Consider the following 19,355-nt stretch of genomic DNA (forward strand, 5'->3'; position numbering starts at 1 on the left):
CGCATTCTTTCAAGAAACACAAGCAGTTTATGCTATACTTATTTTATCAAAAACATGGAGAAAACCTTATGTTCACTTTTGAAAAAACACTTCCCGAAAATGTCGGGATGTCCTCTAAAGCCATAAAAAATGTTCTTGAAAGACTGGATCAGAAGGACGTTCCGATGCACAGCCTCCTTATCATGAAGGACGATAAGCTGATCTTTGAAAAGTACTATGCTCCTTATACAGCTGATACTCTTCACAGGCTCTTTTCCGTAAGTAAGAGTATAACAGCCATGGCGATAGCGCTACTGCAGGAGGAGGGCAAGCTTTCCTTCGATGCTTCAATAACGGACTATTTCCCCGAATATACGGACGAGAACACTCATCCCTGGATCAGGCAGACCACAATAAGGAACATGCTCCAGATGCGCACCTGCCACGCTTCCACCACCTACAAGGTTGATATGAAATCCGACTGGGTGGAGAGCTTTTTTAAAGTTGCACCGACGCATAAGCCCGGGACCATTTTCCACTACGACACCTCCGCAGCCCACACACTGTGCGCACTTACAGAGAAGCTCACGGGAATGCCCATGCTTGATTATCTGAAGGAAAAGGCTTTTAACTATCTTGATTTTTCCGCGGATTCTTATATGGTAAAAGACCCTTTTGGAGTATCCATGGGCGGAAGCGGCCTTATGGCAACTCCTATGGATCTTCTTAAGATCCTGTATCTGCTTCACAAAGGCGGAACTGTTGTATGTAGCGATGGCGTAACGAGATCTCTTTTGCCAAAAGAGTTTGCTCAGGAAGCCACTGCAAACATCAGCGATTCTCTTCCCACAGCGCCTATCCCAAGTGAAGCACAAGGCTATGGCATGCAGATCTGGCAGAATGAGAAGGGCGGATTTGTGCTCTACGGAATGGGCGGTCAGCTCGGCATCAGTCTTCCTAAAGAGAACATGCTGATCGTGACCACTGCCGACACTCAGGGAATGGCCGGTGGAAATCAGGTTATCTACGATGCGCTTTATGAGAATCTCCTTGGAAGCAGCGCCGTAACCGATGATGGTAAAAGAGCTTACGAAGACCTGTTATCTTACGCAGAGAGCCTTAGAATTGCGCCGCCAAGGCTTCCTGAAAACTACGGCTATACTCATACAGGAGAAGATGCTCCTGCTGGTTATGGCGATCTTAACAGGGTGTATAAGCTTGCAGAAAATCCTCAGGGATTTGATACCCTAGAGGTCAGCTTAAATTCGGATGGTCCTTCGTTCCTGACTTTTACTTACAAGGATAAAAAAAAGGCATCCTCGCTTCCCGAGAATGCCCTTAAGCTCTACTTTGGTATAAATGATATGGCAGATGGCACTTTCCCCATCTACGACTGCAAATACACAGCCGGAGCCTTATGGTTTAGAAGAAATGTCCTATATATCAGGTTCCACCTCATAGGAGAATCGGTGGGTTCTGTCCGCTTTGAACTTTACTTTGGAAATGACGACCTCACTGTCTTTATGAAAAAAGTTGAGGAGACATATTTCAAAGAATTCGATGGCCACCTCTACGGCTGCTGATCAGAATCCCATGTAGACGCCGGGGATGTCGTCTTCCGTCAGATGGAAGTCGCTTCTGCCGGTGTCATTATCTGCAGTTTCCATCTTAACTACGTTTACATATCCGTCGTTGATCATATCCACCATGAACGGGACAATGTTTGGATCAAACTGTGTTCCTGAACCTTGCTGGATTTCCTCTATTATCTCATCTTTGTTAAGGTGCCTTCTATATACTCTGTTACTGGACATGGCGTCATAGGAGTCTGCAACGCCGACAATCCTTGCATAAAGCGGAATGGTATCACCTTTTAGGCCCTCAGGATAACCGGTTCCGTCATATCTCTCGTGATGGTAAAGAGCTGTCTCTCTGATTCCTCGAAGCGATGACATCTGCTTAAGCATCTTTCCACCGGCCACAGTATGGTCTTGAATGAGCTTTCTCTCTTCGTCTGTGAGCTTTCCGGGCTTATTTAGCACTGCATCGGGAACGCTAAGTTTTCCTGCGTCGTGGAGGAGTCCTGCATAGTAAATGTTCTGTACTTCATCCTCAGACAGACGCATTCTCTTTGCGATCTCCGCAGCATACATGGCCACTCTTCTGGAATGTCCCCTGGTGTAAGGGTCTTTTGCATCAATGAAACTGATGAAGGTATTCATTGACTGAAGGATGATACGCACGTCATTCTTCTGCTTCTCGCGGTAGTTCTTAAGATTGAAGTTTGATACAAAGAATCCTACAAACAGAGCTGCCCAGATAATGAAAGCTCCATAGATTATCTTGCTGAATACACCTCCTGAATTTCCGCTCTTATAGCCCCTGAAGCTGATCTGTTCCGGATAAAAGCTCTTCTGGGTGTTTAGTACTACTCCAAAGCTTAAGCTGTCCCCCTTGGAAAAAGAGAGATTATAAAACTCAGGGGTAAATATGAGCCTTCCTTTTTCTATGTTGGCCTCAACTCCCCAGAAATTGGTTATCTCAGTGTCCTTTGGAACTGTTATGTATGCAGCCCAGTTGCTGATATTGACATTGCTATCGTTATGAATCTCAAACTCATACTTAGCGATATAGCGGTTTCTGGTTAGATTTTCCTCGGATTTGGCCACAGAAGCATAGACACCATCAGAAAGCCTTGCTCCCGTAAGGCTCATATCGATGGCGTACTCTGAAGATACATTATTGTCTGCACATACCTGTTCAACCAAATATGCAGTTATCAGCGTGACAAACACTGCAAGAAATACCAGCAGTGTCTCTGTAGTCTTGTCCAGTTTCATAAAAACCTCGCATTCTTCTGCATATTAAATTATACAAAAAAAGCGCCTCTGTGTGAAATACAGATGACGCTTTTTAATGTTTTTTTAATTTTTATTTTGATTATCTCTGGATACGTCCTGAGCCGTCTCCGCCTGCAAGCTTCTTAACCTCATCAACTGTTACAAGGTTGAAGTCGCCCTCGATGGAGTGCTTAAGAGCTGAAGCAGCTACAGCAAACTCGATTGTCTCCTGAGGTCCGAATCCGTTTACGCAGCTGTAGATAAGTCCGCCGCCGAAGGAATCTCCGCCACCTACACGGTCAACAATGTGAAGTGCATACTTCTTGGAGAAGTAAGCCTCTCCGTCTGTATAGAGCATTGCGCTCCAGTTGTTGTCATTAGCTGAGATGGACTCACGAAGTGTGATAGCAACCTTCTTGAAGCCGAATCTCTCTGTAAGCTTCTGAGCAACCTCGATATAGCCCTCTCTGTTGAGCTTACCTGTTGTAACATCTGTTGAAGAAGCTGCGATACCGAATACATCGTTAGCATCCTCTTCGTTAGCGATGCAAACATCTACATACTTGCAGAGCTCTCCCATAACCTTGCCTGCCTTCTCCTTGCTCCAGAGCTTACCTCTGTAGTTAAGGTCGCAGGATACTGTAAGGCCGTGCTCTTTAGCCTTCTTACAAGCCTCAAGTGTGATTGCTGCAAGGCTGTCGCTTACAGCGGGAGTGATACCTGTGAAGTGGAACCACTCTGCTCCGTCAAAGATCTCATCCCAGTTGAAGTCTGCAGGTACAGCCTCAGCAATTGCTGAATGTGCTCTGTCATAGATGCACTTTGAACCTCTCTGAGAAGCACCCTTCTCGTTGAAGTAGATACCTACTCTGTCACCGCCTCTTGTGATCTTGGATGTGTCAACGCCGTACTTTCTAAGAGAGTTAACAGCAGCCTGTCCAATCTCATGTTTAGGAAGCTTTGTAACATAAACTGAATCAAGTCCATAGTTTGCAAGAGAAACAGATACGTTTGCCTCTCCGCCTCCGAATGTAGCCTCCAGGTGATCAACCTGAACGAATCTTAAGTAATTATCGGGCTGCAGACGCAGCATGATCTCACCAAATGTAACAACTTTCTTTGCCATAGCTTATTCCTTTCATATATAACTGTGTAAATAAATTTTTTTATTGTTCACTTAAATCAGTCGTTCTTAGCAAGGTGAACAGCAAATCCGCCAAAGTCATCAGCAAGATATGCAACCTTAAGATGATTATCTGCATCGTATGAGAAAGATGTCTCATCAAACTTAACGCCCTGTCTTCCAAGGTGATATACTGCTCTGTCGATGTTGTTGCAGCCGATAGCGATATGTCCGCATGTTCCGCGGCCCTTTGACTTCATAACCTCTACTGCTGAACCTGCAAATACAGAGGAATTGCCAACCTTCTTGGTAAGACCAAAGAGTGCATCAAACTTATCTGCAACAGACTCAGCAGCCTCTGCGCTATCCTGGTTGATACCGATATGCTTAAGCTTAAAGCCAAGCATTGCATTTACAGCATCTCTTGTCATTGCCTCGATCTCATCGAACTTGCCGGCTGAGATAAGGTCTTTTTTAACCATCCAGCTTCCGCCGCAGCAGAATACCTTGCCAAAGCTGAGGTAGTCATTTAAGTTGTTCTTATTTACACCACCTGTAGGCATGAAGTGCATCTTGGTATAAGGTGCTGCCATAGCTTTGATCTTGGCAATTCCGCCATTCTGCTCAGCAGGGAAGAATTTTACGCAGTCAAGACCAAGCTCAATAGCCTGCTCAACCTCACCGGGTGTAGCTGTTCCGGGAACAACCGGTACACCGATTGACTGAATATATTCAACGTTTGCTCTGTTAAAGCCGGGGCTTACGATGAACTTAGCGCCTGCAGCCTTAGCTCTGTCAGCCTGCTCAGCATTGAGCACTGTACCTGCACCAACGATCATCTCAGGGAATTTTGTTGAAATGATCTTAATTGCTTCCTCAGCAGCAGCTGTGCGGAATGTAACCTCTGCTGCAGGAAGTCCTCCGTTAATAAGTGCCTGAGCAAGAGGCTCAGCGTCCTTAGCATCGTCAATTGCGATTACAGGAACAATACCAATCTTATAAAGTTCTTCACAAATCTTATCCATGTTCTTATGCCTTTCTTTTATAAAAAATAATTACTGTGCTGTGCTCTCGTCGATATCTGTGAACTTGGAAGGATCAAGGTTTCCTGGATCCTGTCCGATGTAAGCTGAGATACCGCCGTCGATATAAACAACCTGGCCGTTGATGAAATCAGAAGCAGGAGAAGCAAGGAATACTGCAAGTCCCATAAGGTCTTCTGTTCTGCCCCATCTCTGAGCAGGTGTCTTTGAACGAATGAATCTGTCGAATGGATGCATTGATCCATCAGGCTGTTTCTCACGAAGAGGAGCTGTCTGAGGTGTTGCAATGTAGCCGGGTCCAATAGCGTTGCACTGGATGTTGTACTGACCATACTCAGAGCAGATGTTTCTTGTGAGCATCTTAAGTCCGCCCTTGGCAGCTGCATAAGCAGATACTGTCTCACGTCCGAACTCAGACATCATTGAGCATGCATTGATGATCTTACCTGATTTCTTCTCCATCATTGCAGGAAGAACTGCCTTTGAGCAGATGAATGGACCTGTAAGGTCTACGTCGATAACCTGGTTCCACTGCTCAACGCTCATCTCATGCATAGGGATTCTCTTGATGATACCTGCGTTATTAACGAGAATGTCGATTGTTCCAACTTCCTTCTCTACAGCTGCAACAAATGCCTGAACCTGATCTTCCTTGGTTACATCACAAACCTTACCGAAAGCCTTGATTCCTCTCTTCTCGTACTCAGCAAGTCCCTTGTCAACAAGTTCCTGGTTGATATCGTTGAATACGATCTTAGCTCCGCTCTGTGCATAAGCTACTGCATATGCAAGTCCGAGGCCGTATGATGCGCCTGTGATCCACGCTACCTTACCCTCAAGTGAAAAGTTCTTTAAAAAGTCTGACATTATATATACCCTCCTAAATAATAATATTTTAAGTTAACAGTGATATTCGCATGTCTCCACTGCGTTCTCGACATGCTACATACATTCGGAAATCGATCCGCATAAAGACGCGCATCTTCTTTCCTCATGTATGTTCGGTCTTCAAGGTCATGCAAATTATCATGTAAACATGAAATTTTCATGACTTTGAATCCCTATATCACTTCAGATCCTGCATTGCGCAGTCATCCATATCGTCGAAATCCTGGTTCTCTCCTACCATTCCCCAAATAAATGTGTAGGCCTGTGTTCCGCATCCTGAGTGGATTGACCAGCTTGGGCTGATAACAGCCTGCTCGTTTCTCATGATGATGTGTCTTGTCTCTGTAGGTTCGCCCATAAAGTGCATAACAAGTGCATCCTCAGGGATATCGAAGTAGAGATAAACTTCCATTCTTCTGTCATGTGTATGGCATGGCATTGTGTTCCATACCGATCCGGGTTTAAGCTCTGTCATGCCCATCTCAAGCTGGCAGGTCTCAACCTGACCGGGAAGAATGTACTTGTTGATAACTCTGTGATTAGCCTGCTCGAGGCTTCCAAGCTCTTTCTTGTTTTCATCCTTGATGATAACAACGCCTTCTTCAGGTGTTCCCTCTCTCTTAATGAGAACTGTGGGATATGTCTTGTGAGCCGGTGCGCTGTTGATGTAGAACTTGGCAGGCTTTGCAGAATCCTTGCTGGCAAAAGAGATGTCTTTTGCTCCCATTCCGATGTACATGCCCTGCTTATAATCAACCTCGTACTTCTTGCCATCGATGGTGATCACTCCTGCGCCACCGATATTGATGACACCCATCTCACGTCTCTGAAGGAAATACTCAGCTCTGAGCTCATCTCCTGCTGTAAGCTTCAGCTCTTTGTTAACCGGTACTGCTGAACCTGTAATGATCCTGTCTATATGACTGTAAACAAGCTTGATATCATCAGGCTGAAACAGGTCATCGATCAGGAACTCGCTGCGAAGTCTGGCTGTGTCATAGTACTTCTCATCCTTGGGTGAACATGCTGTTCTAAGTTCCATATAACCCTCCCGTTACTACAATTTGGATTTATGTTATGTAAATTACATTATCATCATAATGTAAACAATATTCATTTTCACTTCATTATTTCATCAAAAAGTTGCAAATCTTGACCATATGTAAGTGCTTTCATATATTTTACATTTTAACATGTACTAATAAGTTTTACATTGCAAAAGTTGCAAAAAAGAAACTTTTTCTAAATATTCCGCATATTGTCTATACACATACAAAATATAGTGCTAGAATTCAAAACTATTGTAACTGATTATTTCTTGTGAGGAGGAGACATTATGAAAAACAACGTGATCAGAAGAATTGTAGTAGGTATTGTTGCAGCAACCATGTGCCTTTCACTGGCAGCATGCGGAAACAAAGACGTTAAGCAGGAAGTGGCAGAAACCACAGAGCAGGTTACTGAAGGTGCTGAAGAGGTCAACGAAACTGCCGAAGATGACGGCGGCATGATGAGTGTAGAGGACCAGATCGAAGCAGTTCAGGCAACACTCACTTATATGGGTGGTCTTAAGACAGCTGATGATGCAGCTAAAAAGATTGAACTCTGCATGTTCAGAAACGACAACGGAGATATCATTTATATTCTCTCAGATGAAGGAACTCTCGATTACGGTATGTGGACAACAGAGGATGCACAGACAGCAGACGGTCAGACCTATGTCAAGCTCATCGGTGGTATGTCTGAGTACGGCTACTACTTCAATGATGACCTTGTTACAGGAATCATCGTTGATCCCGAAGGAAATGTCTATGACGCTGTTGAGCTCGATGAAACAGCATCAAGAGAGTATGTAAGCAAAACACTTGGTGGCTGATATTAGCCTACCCCCGAACTTAAAATAGTGCAAATAAAAAGGTGCTATCCCTGTTATGGGATGGCACCTTTTTTAATCACTTCAGTAATTATGCATTAACGATCTTGCCGAAGTCAGGCTTAAGTGAAGCACCGCCGATGAGACCACCGTCGATGTTAGGCTTTGAAAGAAGCTCAGCAGCGTTGCCGGCGTTCATTGATCCGCCGTACTGGATACGAACTTCATCAGCTGTAGCCTGGTCATAGAGCTTAGCGATGAGCTCACGGATAAGTCCGCAAACTTCTTCAGCCTGATCAGCTGTTGCTGTCTCGCCTGTTCCGATAGCCCAGATAGGCTCGTAAGCGATAACAAGCTTCTTAACCTGATCAGCTGTTACTCCGCTAAGATCCCATGTGATCTGTCTCTCGATCCATTCCTTGTATGTGTCAGCCTTACGAAGTGCAAGGGACTCACCACAGCAAAGGATTGGTGTAAGGCCTGATGCAAATGCCTTCTTAACCTTCTGGTTGATAAGGATATCGTTCTCGCCGAAGATATCTCTTCTCTCTGAGTGTCCGATGATAACGTACTCAACACCTGCATCCTTAAGCATAGGAGCTGAAATCTCTCCTGTGAATGCACCGCTGTCTACGATGTAGAAGTTCTCAGCACCAACGTGTACGTTTGTGCCCTTAACTGCCTCTGCTACAGCACAGATATCGATAGCAGGTACGCAGTAAACAACGTCTACGTCATCATTCTTTACAAGATCTTTAAGCTCTGCACAAAGAGCTACTGCCTCGCTGGGAGTCTTGTTCATCTTCCAGTTACCGGCGATTATTCTTCTACGTGCCATTTTGTAATCCTCCAGTTTTTATTCATAAGGAAGTTCTGCTCTCGGGCCACAGGCCCTCGCCAGAACAGAGTTCACACTAAGTTCGACAAAACCTCACTAAGTGTTCACGCTTTATCGTCAGCTGCATATACGCCGGGAAGCTTCTTGCCCTCAAGGAACTCAAGAGAAGCTCCGCCACCTGTTGAGATGTGGCTCATCTTATCAGCGTAGCCAAGCTGGTTAACAGCTGCTGCACTGTCGCCGCCGCCGATGATTGTTGTTGCTGATGTCTCTGAAAGAGCCTTAGCAACTTCCTCTGTTCCGTTTGCAAGAACAGGGTTCTCGAATACGCCCATAGGTCCGTTCCAAACTACTGTCTTAGCAGACTTAACAGCCTCAGCGTAAAGAGCGATTGTCTTAGGTCCGATATCAGCACCCTCTTTGTCAGAAGGAATCTTGTCAGCATCTACAACTGTTGTTGCAATGTTAGGGTTGTCGATAGGATCAGGGAAAGAATCGATACATACTGTATCAACAGGAAGAAGAAGCTGCTTGCCGGCCTTCTCTGCCTTCTCCATCATTTCCTTACAGTAGTCAACCTTGGTCTCGTCAAGAAGTGACTTACCAACTTCGTATCCCTTAGCCTTAAGGAATGTGTAAGCCATACCACCACCGATGATAAGTGTGTCGCACTTGTCAAGAAGAGTGTTGATAACGTTGAGCTTATCAGCAACCTTAGCACCGCCAAGAATAGCAACGAAAGGTCTTACAGGGTTCTCAACTGCATTTCCGAGGAAGTCGATTTCCTTCTGCATAAGGTATCCAACGGCGTTGTTTCCGCCTTTTTCCTTGATGTACTTTGTAACAACTGCTACAGAAGCGTGTGCTCTGTGAGCTGATCCGAAAGCGTCGCATACATAGTCATCAGCAAGGTCAGCGAGCTCTTTTGCAAAAGCCTCACCAGCCTCTTCAGGCTTAGTCTCCTCTTTGCCTCTGAAACGGGTATTCTGAAGAAGGATTACATCTCCCTCATTCATAGCCTCTACAGCGCCTGTTGCTGTAGGACCTGTTACGTTGTAATCACTGATGAACTTAACGTCCTTGCCAAGCTTCTCTGAAAGTCTCTTAGCAACAGGTGCAAGAGATTCCCCCTCGTTAGGGCCATTCTTAACCTTACCAAGATGTGAGCAAAGGATAACCTTACCGCCATCCTTAACCAGCTTCTTGATTGTAGGAAGTGCTGCTACGATTCTTGTCTCGTCAGTGATCTCACCGTTCTTTAAAGGTACGTTGAAATCGCAACGAACAAGTACGCGACGTCCCTTAACATTGATGTCATCTACGGACTTTTTGTTGAGTGACATATTTTTTTCCTCCTGGATTTTTATTTAAAAGAAATTCTTTTATTTTAGAAGTTTGATAAAAAGAAATGAGGTCCGGCCCATATGGACCGGACCTCGTTAAAGTCTATTTCGTATTTGAGGTTAATCAGCCAAGCTCTGCAAAGTACTTGATTGTTCTAACCATCTGTGATGTGTATGAGTTCTCGTTGTCATACCATGAAACAACCTGTACTTCGTATGTATCATCATCAACCTTGTTAACAAGTGTCTGAGTTGCATCGAAGAGTGAACCGAATCTCATACCAACGATATCAGATGAAACGATCTCGTCTGTGTTGTATCCGAATGACTCTGTAGCTGCTGCCTTCATAGCTGCGTTTACAGCTTCCTTAGTAACGTCAGCCTTCTTAACTACTGCGAACAGAAGTGTTGTTGATCCTGTAGGTGTAGGAACACGCTGAGCAGCGCCGATAAGCTTGCCGTTAAGCTCAGGGATAACAAGGCCGATAGCCTTTGCAGCACCTGTTGAGTTAGGAACGATGTTAACAGCACCTGCACGTGATCTTCTGAGGTCGCCCTTTCTCTGAGGTCCGTCGAGGATCATCTGGTCACCTGTGTAAGCGTGGATTGTGCACATGATACCTGACTGGATAGGAGCGTAATCATTAAGAGCCTTAGCCATAGGTGCAAGGCAGTTTGTTGTGCAAGAAGCAGCTGAAATGATCTTGTCGTCCTTTGTAAGAGTTGTGTGGTTTACGTTGTAAACGATTGTAGGAAGATCGTTTCCTGCAGGAGCAGAGATAACTACCTTCTTAGCGCCGGCATTGATGTGTGCCTGTGCCTTCTCCTTAGATGTATAGAAGCCTGAGCACTCAAGAACTACGTCTACGCCAAGCTCACCCCAAGGGCAATTGTTAGCATCGGGCTCTTTGTAGATCTTGATTGTCTTACCCTTAACTGTGATTGTTCCAGCCTCGTCGTCAGCTGTTACGTCATCCTCGTGTCCGAGATCTACGTAACGTCCCTGTGATGAGTCATACTTCAACAGATGTGCAAGCATCTTAGGGCTTGTTAAATCGTTGATAGCTACAACTTCGTAACCTTCTGCACCAAACATCTGTCTGAATGCAAGACGACCGATACGGCCAAAACCATTGATTGCTACTTTTACTGCCATTTTAAGTTCCTCCTAAAATGAATTTTATATGAGTTGCTGTTTCATAAATTATCTATCTTGATAAATTTTTATCAGCACCTACAATTCTATCCGACTTTTGCCCATAAATCAAGTGAGAATATTAAATTTATGCTAGATTATATAATAAAAAATTAGTAAACTGACGATATGAATTAATTGGATCTTTTACACTCAAATTTACGGAGAATCAAAATGTCGATTTTAGCAGATTATCACATGCACACACACAACTCCGGAGACAGCGACGCTCTAATGGAGGACATGATCAAAAGCGCTATAGACAAAGGGCTTAAGGAGATTTGCTTCACAGAGCACCAGGACGAGGACTACCCTACCTGCTACGATCTTCCGGAGTTTCCCTTTATCCTTGACGTTGATTCCTACAGGGATGAGTTTCTTCATTACAAAGAGCTCTATGCGGATAAGATAAAAATGCATTTTGGCGTAGAAGTCGGGATGCAGACTCAGGTCGTAAAAGAGAACCTCGAATTTGTCAAAAAGGGCGTCTTTGATTTTGTCATCGCCTCAATCCACCTTGTTGATAAAAAGGATCCCTACTACCCTTCTTTTTGGGACGGGAATACTCCCGAGAACATCTATAAAAGAACCTTTGAGCAAACCCTGGAAAACATAAAGCTCTTTACTGACTTTGATGTTTTGGGACACCTTGACTATGTCTCGAGATATGCGCCAAAAGGTGATACCACTTATAGCTATGAGCGCTTTGCAGATCAGATCGATGAAATACTGCTCTACCTTATAAAGAATGACAAGGGTCTTGATTTTAATTCAAAGCTTTTGGGGAATGATATATCTCTTTTGCCAAATCCTGTTCCCGAGGTTCTAAAAAGATATAAAGAGCTGGGCGGCAGAATCATAACCATAGGGTCCGATGCACACACACCACAGAAGGTTGCCTGCGGTTTTGAAAAAATGTGCGAAATCGCAAAATCGTGCGGTTTTGACGAATATTTCACTTATGAAAAGAGAATTCCGACTCCTCATGCACTTTAAGAGTGCACATATTTATAGTACAATTATTCTATATGGAGGATTCAAATGAAGCCTGAATTTTATGACAAGAGTAAACGTACTAACGTATATAACAGTGTTTATGTATATAAGATGATTTCTCTGATCATACTTGCTATTCTTACCATAGTCCTGGCTTTTTTGTTTCACAGGGACAAGGAGATCTTTCATCAGATTTCGGATAAGTCGACCCCCGCTTTTTTTGTGGTCGGCGGAATCTGCCTTGTTCTGTATGTCTTTTCCATTCTGTTTGATTTCTATATTCTGACCAAGACTGCTTCTATAGGAAGGCACCTGAACAAGATGGCGTATCTTGACCACTTGACAGGCCTTCCCAACAGATACAGTTGTGATCTTCTGATTGAAAGTTTTAATAACCCTCAGCGCCTTCCAATGGCCGGATTCATGCTGATGAAGCTTGGAAACCTCGATTCCACCAATGATGAAAACGGACATGACAACGGCAACTGGCTTATCTCCGAATTCTCAACCATCCTCGAAGATGTAAGTGCGAATTTCGGATACGTCGGTAGAAACGGGGGAAACGAATTCATCATCCTTATTGAGAACTGCGACAGCACTGCTGCCGATATGTTTTTACTTGAACTCACAAAGAGGATCCATGGCTACAACGAAATGAAAGTCGGAACACCTATCGAAGTCATCTACACTAAAATCCTTAACTGCGATGAACATGCAGATAGTATTTCCGACCTTATTTCCCTTGGCTACAAGAGGATCCGCGAGATGCCTCTAACACTTTCTTAACGTATGAGAAGAGATTTTCTTAGGAAAAAGAAAAATCTAATATCCTGTTTGCTCATCCTAATATTGGGTATTGTCACTGTCCTTTCCGGATGCGGAGAAGCAGATGATCCGGTGGCTGAGTTTTCAAAGTCCTCCGATCAGGCCGCTCCCGCTCCCACTCCCGATGTGGAAGTTCCGGATACAGAGCGCGTAAAGGGAAGCCGTGACAACACCCCTGTTTGTCTTGTGCCCGAAGCACCGGGCGAAGTCGTCTATGAAAACGAATACGCCAAGGTGGATGCTTCCAATATTTCCGAGGGCTACATTGTTGTAACCTACCACGGAAACTCTCCAAAGGTAAAGCTCCAGATCACAGGTCCGAAAGAAGTGACCTACACCTATAACATCTCCAGCATTCCCAAAGAAGAAGTATTTCCTCTTCAGCAGGGTAACGGCGAATATATGGTAAATCTCTTCGAGAACATCGAAGGAACCCAGTATTCACAGGCCTACAGCCAGATGCTTGATGTAAATATAACCAACGAGTTTTCACCTTTCCTTTATCCCAATCAGTACGTAAATTTCACCGACTCCAACGAGGCAGTTGCTAAGAGCGAGTATCTCGCCTATGTCTGTAACTCGGACCTTGAAGTAGTATCTGAAGTTTACAACTACATAATAAGTAACATCACCTATGACCACGAGGAGGCTGAAACCGTCCAGAGCGGATACCTTCCGGATGTGGATGAAGTTCTTTATACCAAGACCGGAATCTGCCTCGACTATGCAGCCCTTATGACCACCATGCTAAGAAGCCAGAGAATCCCCACCAGAATGGAGATCGGCTACGCAGGAACTGCGTATCACGCATGGCTGTCCACCTATATCGAAGACGTAGGCTGGGTAAACGGTATGATCGAATTCGACGGAAACGAGTGGTCGCTGATGGATCCGACCTTTGCTTCAAACACAAAAGACAAGACTTTAAAAGAGTTCATCGGAGACGGTTCAAACTACTCCGTAAAATACATTTATTGACAAGAGTTCATGATGGAGGAACTTATGGGCACTACAGCAAAACTTGGCAAATTAAAAAGTTATGAGATCTCAAGCTTTTGCAGACAGATGTCTCTGCTGCTAAGAGCAGGAATTGCGCCGGCTGACGGTATAGATATCCTTGAGCAGGACACCAAGGATGCATCCGCCAAAAAGGTTTACAGCGCCATCAGCAATGTTCTCCACAGCGGCGAAAAATTCCATGTAGCCCTCAGTATGAGTGAGGTCTTTCCTGACTATGTTGTCCACATGGTCACCATCGGTGAGGAATCCGGAAACATGGATACCGTAATGGAATCCCTGGCGGACTACTACGAGAGAGAAGAAAATATCGAGTCAAGCATAAGAAGTGCCGTGAGCTATCCGCTTATCATGGTATTTATGATGCTGATCGTCGTACTGGTGCTTATAACAAAGGTACTTCCCATCTTCGAGCAGGTATTTGCCCAGCTCGGTACCAGCATGAGCGGCTTTGCACAGTCTCTTTTGTCCCTGGGAAATGCCCTCAACAAATACTCCATTATCCTTGTGGTCATCCTTGTGATATTCGCAGCGTGTTTCCTCTACTTCTCAAGTTCTGCGGGAAAAGAGAATTTCAAGAAGCTCATGAGAAAATTCGGCCCCACAAGAAAGCTGATGCACGACATCGAGCTCGAGAGATTTGCCAGCGGAATGGTGCTCACGCTCTCCAGTGGTATGGATACCTACGAAGGCCTGGGCCTGGTTAAAAAACTTACCGGCGATGATGACATGAAGAACAAGATCGACCAGTGTAAAGAGCTCCTTCTCGATGGAGACAGCTTCCCTGAAGCCCTTGAAAAGACTGAAATCTTTACATCCTTCTATGCACAGATGGTCTCAGTCGGATTCAAGTCAGGCTCCATGGATCAGGCCATGAAGCAGGTTTCCGAGAGAATCGAGAAAGATACCGAGCGCAGGATTTACTCTCTCATTTCGGTACTTGAACCCACTTTGGTAATCATTCTCTCTCTCATTGTCGGAATGATCCTTTTGTCAGTAATTCTCCCGCTTATGGGAATAATGACCACCATAGGTTAAAGAGGTCTTAAATGGCTAACAGATTTGATAACGAAAAACACATTTTCACACTCTCTCCTGCATTTTACAGGGTGATCTCAGTCGCAATATTTGCACTTATTGTGGCTTTCTTCCTGATGGCTGTTGAGTACTCCGGAAGAAGCACCATTGAAAAGCAGCAGGAATCTCTTGAGAACGCCATTTCAAGGGATATTGTCCAGTGCTATGCCATAGAGGGAATGTACCCTCCAAGCCTTGAATATATGGAACAGCACTATGGCCTTACCTATGACAAGAACACGTTTTTCGTAGACTATCAACCCATTGCAGCAAATCTTTATCCTGATTACACCGTTATCCTGAGGTAACAAAAGCTTATGGAACAAACGACATTAACACCAAAGAAAAAAGACAAACATGTAATAGATTCTGTCTTTGTCATATGCCTTATGCTGCTCTTTGTTTTGTGCGCATTGTCGGTTATTGCCATCGGCGCAAGCATTTACCAAAAGAATGTCTCTGCAATGGCAAGTAACAATTCCCACAGGATTGCCAGTGCCTACATTACAGAGAAGGTAAGACAGGCCGATATAAACGGAACAGTACGGGTAAAAGAGCTTTTTGGCGAGAATGTACTTGCCATGAGCAAGGAAGTAAACGGCGAGCTCTACACCACCTATATCTACGACTTTGACGGGCATCTGATGGAGCTTATGGCAAGAGATTCGCTGGAAGTTGTATATCCCCAGTCAGGCCAGAAGATCATGGATATAAAGTCCCTCAAGATAGAAGAAGTATCAGACAGGATGTTTAGTATTGAAGTAGTACTTGAAGACGGAACCGAAGACTTTTTATACATCACAAAAAGAAGTACGGAAGGTAACTAATGGATCAGAGGAGTAATTCGCGCTTAAGTCTGTTCCTCATGGAACTAATAGTGGCAATTATGTTTTTCTCCCTTTCTGCAGCAGTCTGCGTAAGGCTTTTTGCCTCTGCCCATTTAATGGCTGAAACAACTGAGAATTTGTCAAACGCCACCATTTGGACCCAGAATCTTGCAGAAGCTTTTGAGGGCAAAAAAGGACGACTGTCTGATATGGCAGAGCTCTTTCCTGATGCTGTCATAAGCTATACCACATCGGATTCTTCCATGAGCGACGGAAGCCTTGTTCTTCTCTTTGATGAAAAGTGGAATCAGGTAAACGGTCTTGCAGATGCCTCCTATGTTGCAAACATCAGCATCACCACGGAAGATGCAAGTAAGGTTTATTCGGATGTATCAGACTATGGAGCCTCTCTTATCGGAAAGGCTGCAGTAGGCGAAATTACAGTTATTGATATAAGAGGTTTGGAGGAACTTACTCCTGAAGTCCCTGTCGATTCTAAGAGGATCATAATGTCAGTAAGTGTTGACACTTACCTTGGAAAGGAGGGCAGATGATATGAATAAACCATCCGGCGGCTCTCACATAGGCAGTGCTTCCATCCTTCTGATATTTACCGTGCTCAGCATAATCTCTTTTGCCACTCTTACACTGGTAAATTCAAAAGCAGACTACAATTTAAGCAATAATCTTACCGAGAGACAAAAACTTTACTATGAAGCCTGTCATAAAGGAAATGCCTTTGTTGCAGCGGTAAATTCAGGCTACTCTTCAGGTGTAGAAGATGGTATAATGAAAGAAAGTGTACCAATAACCGATAATCAATCTCTGGATATCGCCATAGATGTAAATAGCGCAAACAACTCATCCAATTCAGACAATACGCTGTCTATTATCCAGTGGCAAATTGTAAATCACGGCGATTTCAATTATGACAGCACTCTGCCGGTACTGAAATAATGAATGTGATTTTCAAACAATTTTCTCAGAGACTTTATCAAATTTTAATTATTTGCATGACGATTTAACGCTCACAAACAGAATTACGTGGTACAATAGATTATGTACCAATAATAATTCTCAAAATGAATTTGCATTTTTCTTACGCAACTAAAAATACTTATTGGAGGTTCAATATGGGAAAAAGAATACTCATTACAGATGACGCCGCTTTCATGCGCATGATGCTCAAGGATATCCTCTCAAAGAATGGATATGAGATTGCCGGCGAAGCAGAGAACGGAAAAGTCGCAATCGAAAAGTATAATGAGTTAAAACCCGACCTTGTAACTCTTGATATCACAATGCCCGAGCTTGATGGTATCGGAGCCTTGAAGGGAATCAAGGCTGCAGATCCTAATGCAGTTTGTATCATGTGTTCTGCTATGGGACAGCAGGCAATGGTTATTGAATCTATTCAGGCAGGAGCCAAGGACTTCATCGTTAAGCCTTTCCAGGCTGACCGTGTTCTCGAGGCAGTTAAAAAAGCTATCGGCTAAATCCGCATAGCTCTGATAATCTATGATAAAATAAAGGAGCTGCAACTATTTGCTGCAGCTCCTCTTTTCATGACTAAATTTATCAAATCTAAGGTTAAGACATGGCACATATAAATGATTATATTCTCTGGAGAGGCGACCTTACCTTTTCCGAAAGAGAATTTAAAACTGAAGACAACCTCGTATTTTCCGAGCTCATTTATATAGACTTTAAGAGCGTTTTAACGGACGGGCGTTCCATGACCATTGAGCAGGCGGTAAACGAGCTGGACTCTAAAGGTCTTTTAAAAAGTACAAGAGCAGGCGCAGGAAAAGAAGATCTGGACTTTGCCAGATACTGTGCTGCTTGTGCAAGGTACAAAGACATTTGTCTCTATGATTTTCAGGATATCTATGACAGCCAGGACAAACAGTTCGCAGCTGTAACTTATAAAATCCCAAACGGCCCTACGATAATTGCCTTCAGGGGAACAGACTCCACCATCATCGGATGGAAGGAAGACTTCATGATAAGTTACACAAACGTTCCCTCTCAGGACCTGGCACTCTCCTACGCCACAAAGCATGTGGACGAAGCAGAGGGAAATGTTATAATCCTGGGCCATTCCAAGGGCGCTCATCTTGCGCTCTACGCTGCTGCCCATCTTGAAGGCTCGCAGCAGGATAAACTCCTTCATGTTTATATAAACGACGGTCCCGGTTTTTGTCCCGATATTCTGGACAAATCCCTTATCTACAGGATCCTTAGCAAGATCACCAAGATTACTCCCGAATACTCAATTATTGGTAGGATCTTTGAGCCCCCGGCAGGCGAGAGCGTAATCATAAAGAGCTCTGCCAATCCGCTGATCCAGCACAGCATACAGACCTGGGTCCTTGATTCAAACGGCCCTGTCATGTGCGATGACCATGCTCCGGAGAGCCATCTTTTAAACGATCTCATCGACAGATTTGTTGAGGGGATGGATATGTCCGCAAGAGAAAAATTCGTTGATACTCTCTTCGATTCCATGTCTGAGACAGGGGTCAGTACCATAAAAGAGTTCGCTTCCCTGGGCCCTTCGGCCTTTGAGGAGCTGATCATGAAGATGGCCGGAAATGACGCTCTAAACCTCAGAAACAAGGCCAGAAACATCAAGAAAGAGGATGATGACTCCAAGGGTCTTTTTGTCAGGATTTGGGGCCTTATAAACAGAAAACAGCTTATCAGGATCGGACTTTCCTTGTTCCTGTCCGCTCTTTGTTTTGCATTTCCTGATTTCGCCATGGAATCCGTGGTGTTTCTCGCACTTCTCATAGTCTGTGTCTATGAGCTGGTCCTTACCATCAAGCACCTTAGAGATTCAGGACTTGAATTTCGGAAAGAGCGGCCAAGAGTTATCATGTGTATCATACTGCTGGTTCTGACATCAGCCATCATGATAAAGCCCGATGCCCTATTTGTAATATCCAGCATGATAATCGGAGTTGTGCTCCTTACTCTTGCCTATCAGAACGTTATCAATTTCAGGAACCAGACCAAGGTATTTGACCGCTTCAGGTCATCGTTCGAAGGCATTGTAACGGTGTTCCTTGGAGGATATATTCTGGTAACTCCGGATATCAAAAACAGCTGGTACATGCTCTCTTGTGGCATGCTTCTTTTGATCGATGCGATATTTGAGATTCTGAAGATGCTTCGCGACAGACATAAGTGAAAGAATTTCAGTGAGTCACCGGGGACGGTTCAGTTTGACTCATTGCACGCAATGAGTCAATGGGGACGGTTCTCTTTGACTCCCTCCTTCATGACTCACAGCTTAGGAATTGTATGCCTTAGTAAATGAATATCAATGGCCTTTCGCGGCATATCCTCGCAAAATGCGTGCTGCGGTATTCCACGGTGCCATTGACATTCATTTACTAAGGCATTTTTTGTCACTAAGCGGGTCATGAAGAAAAGCGAGTCCCAAAACTTTTTGTCTGCCGATTTTTCTATACCATGCGATGAGTTTG

Annotated in this window: 20 protein-coding genes; 12 read left to right on the plus strand and 8 right to left on the minus strand. The window is 44.2% G+C overall.

All coding sequences use genetic code 11. From position 1 onward, the window contains the following. Positions 1 to 68 precede the first annotated feature (68 nt). Positions 69 to 1,562, plus strand: coding sequence for a serine hydrolase domain-containing protein (locus G589_RS0103045; protein ID WP_026521062.1), 1,494 nt, complete (start codon positions 69 to 71; stop codon positions 1,560 to 1,562). On the opposite strand, the gene G589_RS20875 is transcribed toward G589_RS0103045, so the two are convergent. The 5 genes from G589_RS20875 to kduI form a co-directional block, all read right to left on the minus strand. After that, positions 1,563 to 2,819, minus strand: a complete 1,257-nt coding sequence (locus G589_RS20875; protein ID WP_051192143.1) for an HD domain-containing phosphohydrolase — start codon at positions 2,817 to 2,819, stop codon at positions 1,563 to 1,565. Between the two features lie 100 nt (positions 2,820 to 2,919). Beyond that, a complete protein-coding gene (locus tag G589_RS0103055; protein ID WP_026521063.1) occupies positions 2,920 to 3,945 on the minus strand; it encodes a sugar kinase in 1,026 nt (341 codons plus the stop codon). A 56-nt stretch (positions 3,946 to 4,001) separates the two neighbouring features. After that, the gene (locus tag G589_RS0103060) at positions 4,002 to 4,967 is read right to left on the minus strand and encodes a bifunctional 4-hydroxy-2-oxoglutarate aldolase/2-dehydro-3-deoxy-phosphogluconate aldolase (RefSeq protein WP_022769543.1); all 966 of its coding nucleotides are present in this window, start codon (positions 4,965 to 4,967) and stop codon (positions 4,002 to 4,004) included. A 30-nt stretch (positions 4,968 to 4,997) separates the two neighbouring features. Further along, positions 4,998 to 5,852, minus strand: coding sequence for a gluconate 5-dehydrogenase (locus tag G589_RS0103065; protein ID WP_026521064.1), 855 nt, complete (start codon positions 5,850 to 5,852; stop codon positions 4,998 to 5,000). A gap of 199 nt (positions 5,853 to 6,051) precedes the next feature. Next, on the minus strand, positions 6,052 to 6,915 hold the full coding sequence (kduI, locus tag G589_RS0103070; RefSeq protein WP_022769540.1) for a 5-dehydro-4-deoxy-D-glucuronate isomerase: 864 nt from the start codon (positions 6,913 to 6,915) through the stop codon (positions 6,052 to 6,054). Between the two features lie 294 nt (positions 6,916 to 7,209). Here kduI and G589_RS0103075 point away from each other — a divergent pair, with 294 nt between their 5' ends. Further along, positions 7,210 to 7,749, plus strand: coding sequence for a hypothetical protein (locus G589_RS0103075; RefSeq protein WP_026521065.1), 540 nt, complete (start codon positions 7,210 to 7,212; stop codon positions 7,747 to 7,749). Between the two features lie 88 nt (positions 7,750 to 7,837). On the opposite strand, the gene tpiA is transcribed toward G589_RS0103075, so the two are convergent. The 3 genes from tpiA to gap all read right to left on the minus strand — a co-directional run bounded on the left by tpiA (position 7,838) and on the right by gap (position 11,083). Next, positions 7,838 to 8,584, minus strand: a complete 747-nt coding sequence (tpiA, locus tag G589_RS0103080) for a triose-phosphate isomerase (RefSeq protein WP_026519619.1) — start codon at positions 8,582 to 8,584, stop codon at positions 7,838 to 7,840. A 104-nt stretch (positions 8,585 to 8,688) separates the two neighbouring features. Further along, positions 8,689 to 9,927, minus strand: a complete 1,239-nt coding sequence (locus G589_RS0103085; RefSeq protein WP_026521066.1) for a phosphoglycerate kinase — start codon at positions 9,925 to 9,927, stop codon at positions 8,689 to 8,691. 124 nt (positions 9,928 to 10,051) lie between these two features. Continuing rightward, complete coding sequence (gap, locus tag G589_RS0103090) at positions 10,052 to 11,083, minus strand: type I glyceraldehyde-3-phosphate dehydrogenase (protein ID WP_026521067.1); 1,032 nt, start codon at positions 11,081 to 11,083, stop codon at positions 10,052 to 10,054. 213 nt (positions 11,084 to 11,296) lie between these two features. Between gap and G589_RS0103095 the strand changes: the two genes are divergently transcribed. From G589_RS0103095 to G589_RS0103140, 10 genes are all read left to right on the plus strand, one after another. Beyond that, positions 11,297 to 12,118: a histidinol-phosphatase HisJ family protein gene (locus tag G589_RS0103095; protein ID WP_035775245.1), complete on the plus strand. Its 822-nt coding sequence runs from the start codon at positions 11,297 to 11,299 to the stop codon at positions 12,116 to 12,118. Between the two features lie 45 nt (positions 12,119 to 12,163). Then, the gene (locus G589_RS0103100) at positions 12,164 to 12,904 is read left to right on the plus strand and encodes a GGDEF domain-containing protein (protein ID WP_026521069.1); all 741 of its coding nucleotides are present in this window, start codon (positions 12,164 to 12,166) and stop codon (positions 12,902 to 12,904) included. 111 nt (positions 12,905 to 13,015) lie between these two features. Then, positions 13,016 to 13,921 (plus strand): transglutaminase domain-containing protein, encoded by a 906-nt coding sequence (locus tag G589_RS0103105; protein ID WP_242826407.1) that lies wholly within the window; start codon positions 13,016 to 13,018, stop codon positions 13,919 to 13,921. A gap of 24 nt (positions 13,922 to 13,945) precedes the next feature. Then, on the plus strand, positions 13,946 to 14,998 hold the full coding sequence (locus tag G589_RS0103110; RefSeq protein WP_026521071.1) for a type II secretion system F family protein: 1,053 nt from the start codon (positions 13,946 to 13,948) through the stop codon (positions 14,996 to 14,998). 11 nt (positions 14,999 to 15,009) lie between these two features. Beyond that, a complete protein-coding gene (locus G589_RS0103115; protein WP_026521072.1) occupies positions 15,010 to 15,345 on the plus strand; it encodes a hypothetical protein in 336 nt (111 codons plus the stop codon). 9 nt (positions 15,346 to 15,354) lie between these two features. After that, positions 15,355 to 15,864: a DUF4860 domain-containing protein gene (locus G589_RS0103120; RefSeq protein WP_026521073.1), complete on the plus strand. Its 510-nt coding sequence runs from the start codon at positions 15,355 to 15,357 to the stop codon at positions 15,862 to 15,864. After that, complete coding sequence (locus tag G589_RS18685) at positions 15,864 to 16,418, plus strand: hypothetical protein (protein WP_035775248.1); 555 nt, start codon at positions 15,864 to 15,866, stop codon at positions 16,416 to 16,418. Before G589_RS0103120 ends, G589_RS18685 begins: the two co-directional genes overlap by 1 nt. Position 16,419: 1 nt before the next feature. Next, positions 16,420 to 16,821: a hypothetical protein gene (locus tag G589_RS20880; RefSeq protein ID WP_026521074.1), complete on the plus strand. Its 402-nt coding sequence runs from the start codon at positions 16,420 to 16,422 to the stop codon at positions 16,819 to 16,821. A gap of 176 nt (positions 16,822 to 16,997) precedes the next feature. Continuing rightward, positions 16,998 to 17,360: a response regulator gene (locus tag G589_RS0103135; protein ID WP_022764589.1), complete on the plus strand. Its 363-nt coding sequence runs from the start codon at positions 16,998 to 17,000 to the stop codon at positions 17,358 to 17,360. Positions 17,361 to 17,461: 101 nt separating this feature from the next. Beyond that, positions 17,462 to 19,057 carry an Mbeg1-like protein gene (locus tag G589_RS0103140; protein ID WP_026521075.1) on the plus strand — a complete coding sequence of 532 codons (1,596 nt, stop codon included), beginning with the start codon at positions 17,462 to 17,464 and terminating at the stop codon, positions 19,055 to 19,057. Positions 19,058 to 19,355: the final 298 nt, after the last annotated feature.

Source organism: Butyrivibrio sp. VCB2001, from assembly GCF_000423965.1.
Classification (GTDB): domain Bacteria; phylum Bacillota; class Clostridia; order Lachnospirales; family Lachnospiraceae; genus Butyrivibrio.

Bases quoted from the DNA above. Each gene is read 5' to 3' on its own strand.
- G589_RS0103100 (WP_026521069.1), top strand. From the start codon at position 12,164: ATGAAGCCTGAATTTTATGACAAGAGTAAACGTACTAACGTATATAAC.
- G589_RS0103085 (WP_026521066.1), bottom strand. From the start codon at position 9,927: ATGTCACTCAACAAAAAGTCCGTAGATGACATCAATGTTAAGGGACGT.
- G589_RS0103065 (WP_026521064.1), bottom strand. From the start codon at position 5,852: ATGTCAGACTTTTTAAAGAACTTTTCACTTGAGGGTAAGGTAGCGTGG.
- kduI (WP_022769540.1), bottom strand. From the start codon at position 6,915: ATGGAACTTAGAACAGCATGTTCACCCAAGGATGAGAAGTACTATGAC.
- G589_RS0103135 (WP_022764589.1), top strand. From the start codon at position 16,998: ATGGGAAAAAGAATACTCATTACAGATGACGCCGCTTTCATGCGCATG.
- G589_RS0103110 (WP_026521071.1), top strand. From the start codon at position 13,946: ATGGGCACTACAGCAAAACTTGGCAAATTAAAAAGTTATGAGATCTCA.
- G589_RS0103115 (WP_026521072.1), top strand. From the start codon at position 15,010: ATGGCTAACAGATTTGATAACGAAAAACACATTTTCACACTCTCTCCT.
- tpiA (WP_026519619.1), bottom strand. From the start codon at position 8,584: ATGGCACGTAGAAGAATAATCGCCGGTAACTGGAAGATGAACAAGACT.
- G589_RS0103095 (WP_035775245.1), top strand. From the start codon at position 11,297: ATGTCGATTTTAGCAGATTATCACATGCACACACACAACTCCGGAGAC.
- G589_RS20880 (WP_026521074.1), top strand. From the start codon at position 16,420: ATGAATAAACCATCCGGCGGCTCTCACATAGGCAGTGCTTCCATCCTT.
- G589_RS0103075 (WP_026521065.1), top strand. From the start codon at position 7,210: ATGAAAAACAACGTGATCAGAAGAATTGTAGTAGGTATTGTTGCAGCA.
- gap (WP_026521067.1), bottom strand. From the start codon at position 11,083: ATGGCAGTAAAAGTAGCAATCAATGGTTTTGGCCGTATCGGTCGTCTT.
- G589_RS0103045 (WP_026521062.1), top strand. From the start codon at position 69: ATGTTCACTTTTGAAAAAACACTTCCCGAAAATGTCGGGATGTCCTCT.
- G589_RS0103055 (WP_026521063.1), bottom strand. From the start codon at position 3,945: ATGGCAAAGAAAGTTGTTACATTTGGTGAGATCATGCTGCGTCTGCAG.
- G589_RS20875 (WP_051192143.1), bottom strand. From the start codon at position 2,819: ATGAAACTGGACAAGACTACAGAGACACTGCTGGTATTTCTTGCAGTG.
- G589_RS0103120 (WP_026521073.1), top strand. From the start codon at position 15,355: ATGGAACAAACGACATTAACACCAAAGAAAAAAGACAAACATGTAATA.
- G589_RS18685 (WP_035775248.1), top strand. From the start codon at position 15,864: ATGGATCAGAGGAGTAATTCGCGCTTAAGTCTGTTCCTCATGGAACTA.
- G589_RS0103140 (WP_026521075.1), top strand. From the start codon at position 17,462: ATGGCACATATAAATGATTATATTCTCTGGAGAGGCGACCTTACCTTT.
- G589_RS0103060 (WP_022769543.1), bottom strand. From the start codon at position 4,967: ATGGATAAGATTTGTGAAGAACTTTATAAGATTGGTATTGTTCCTGTA.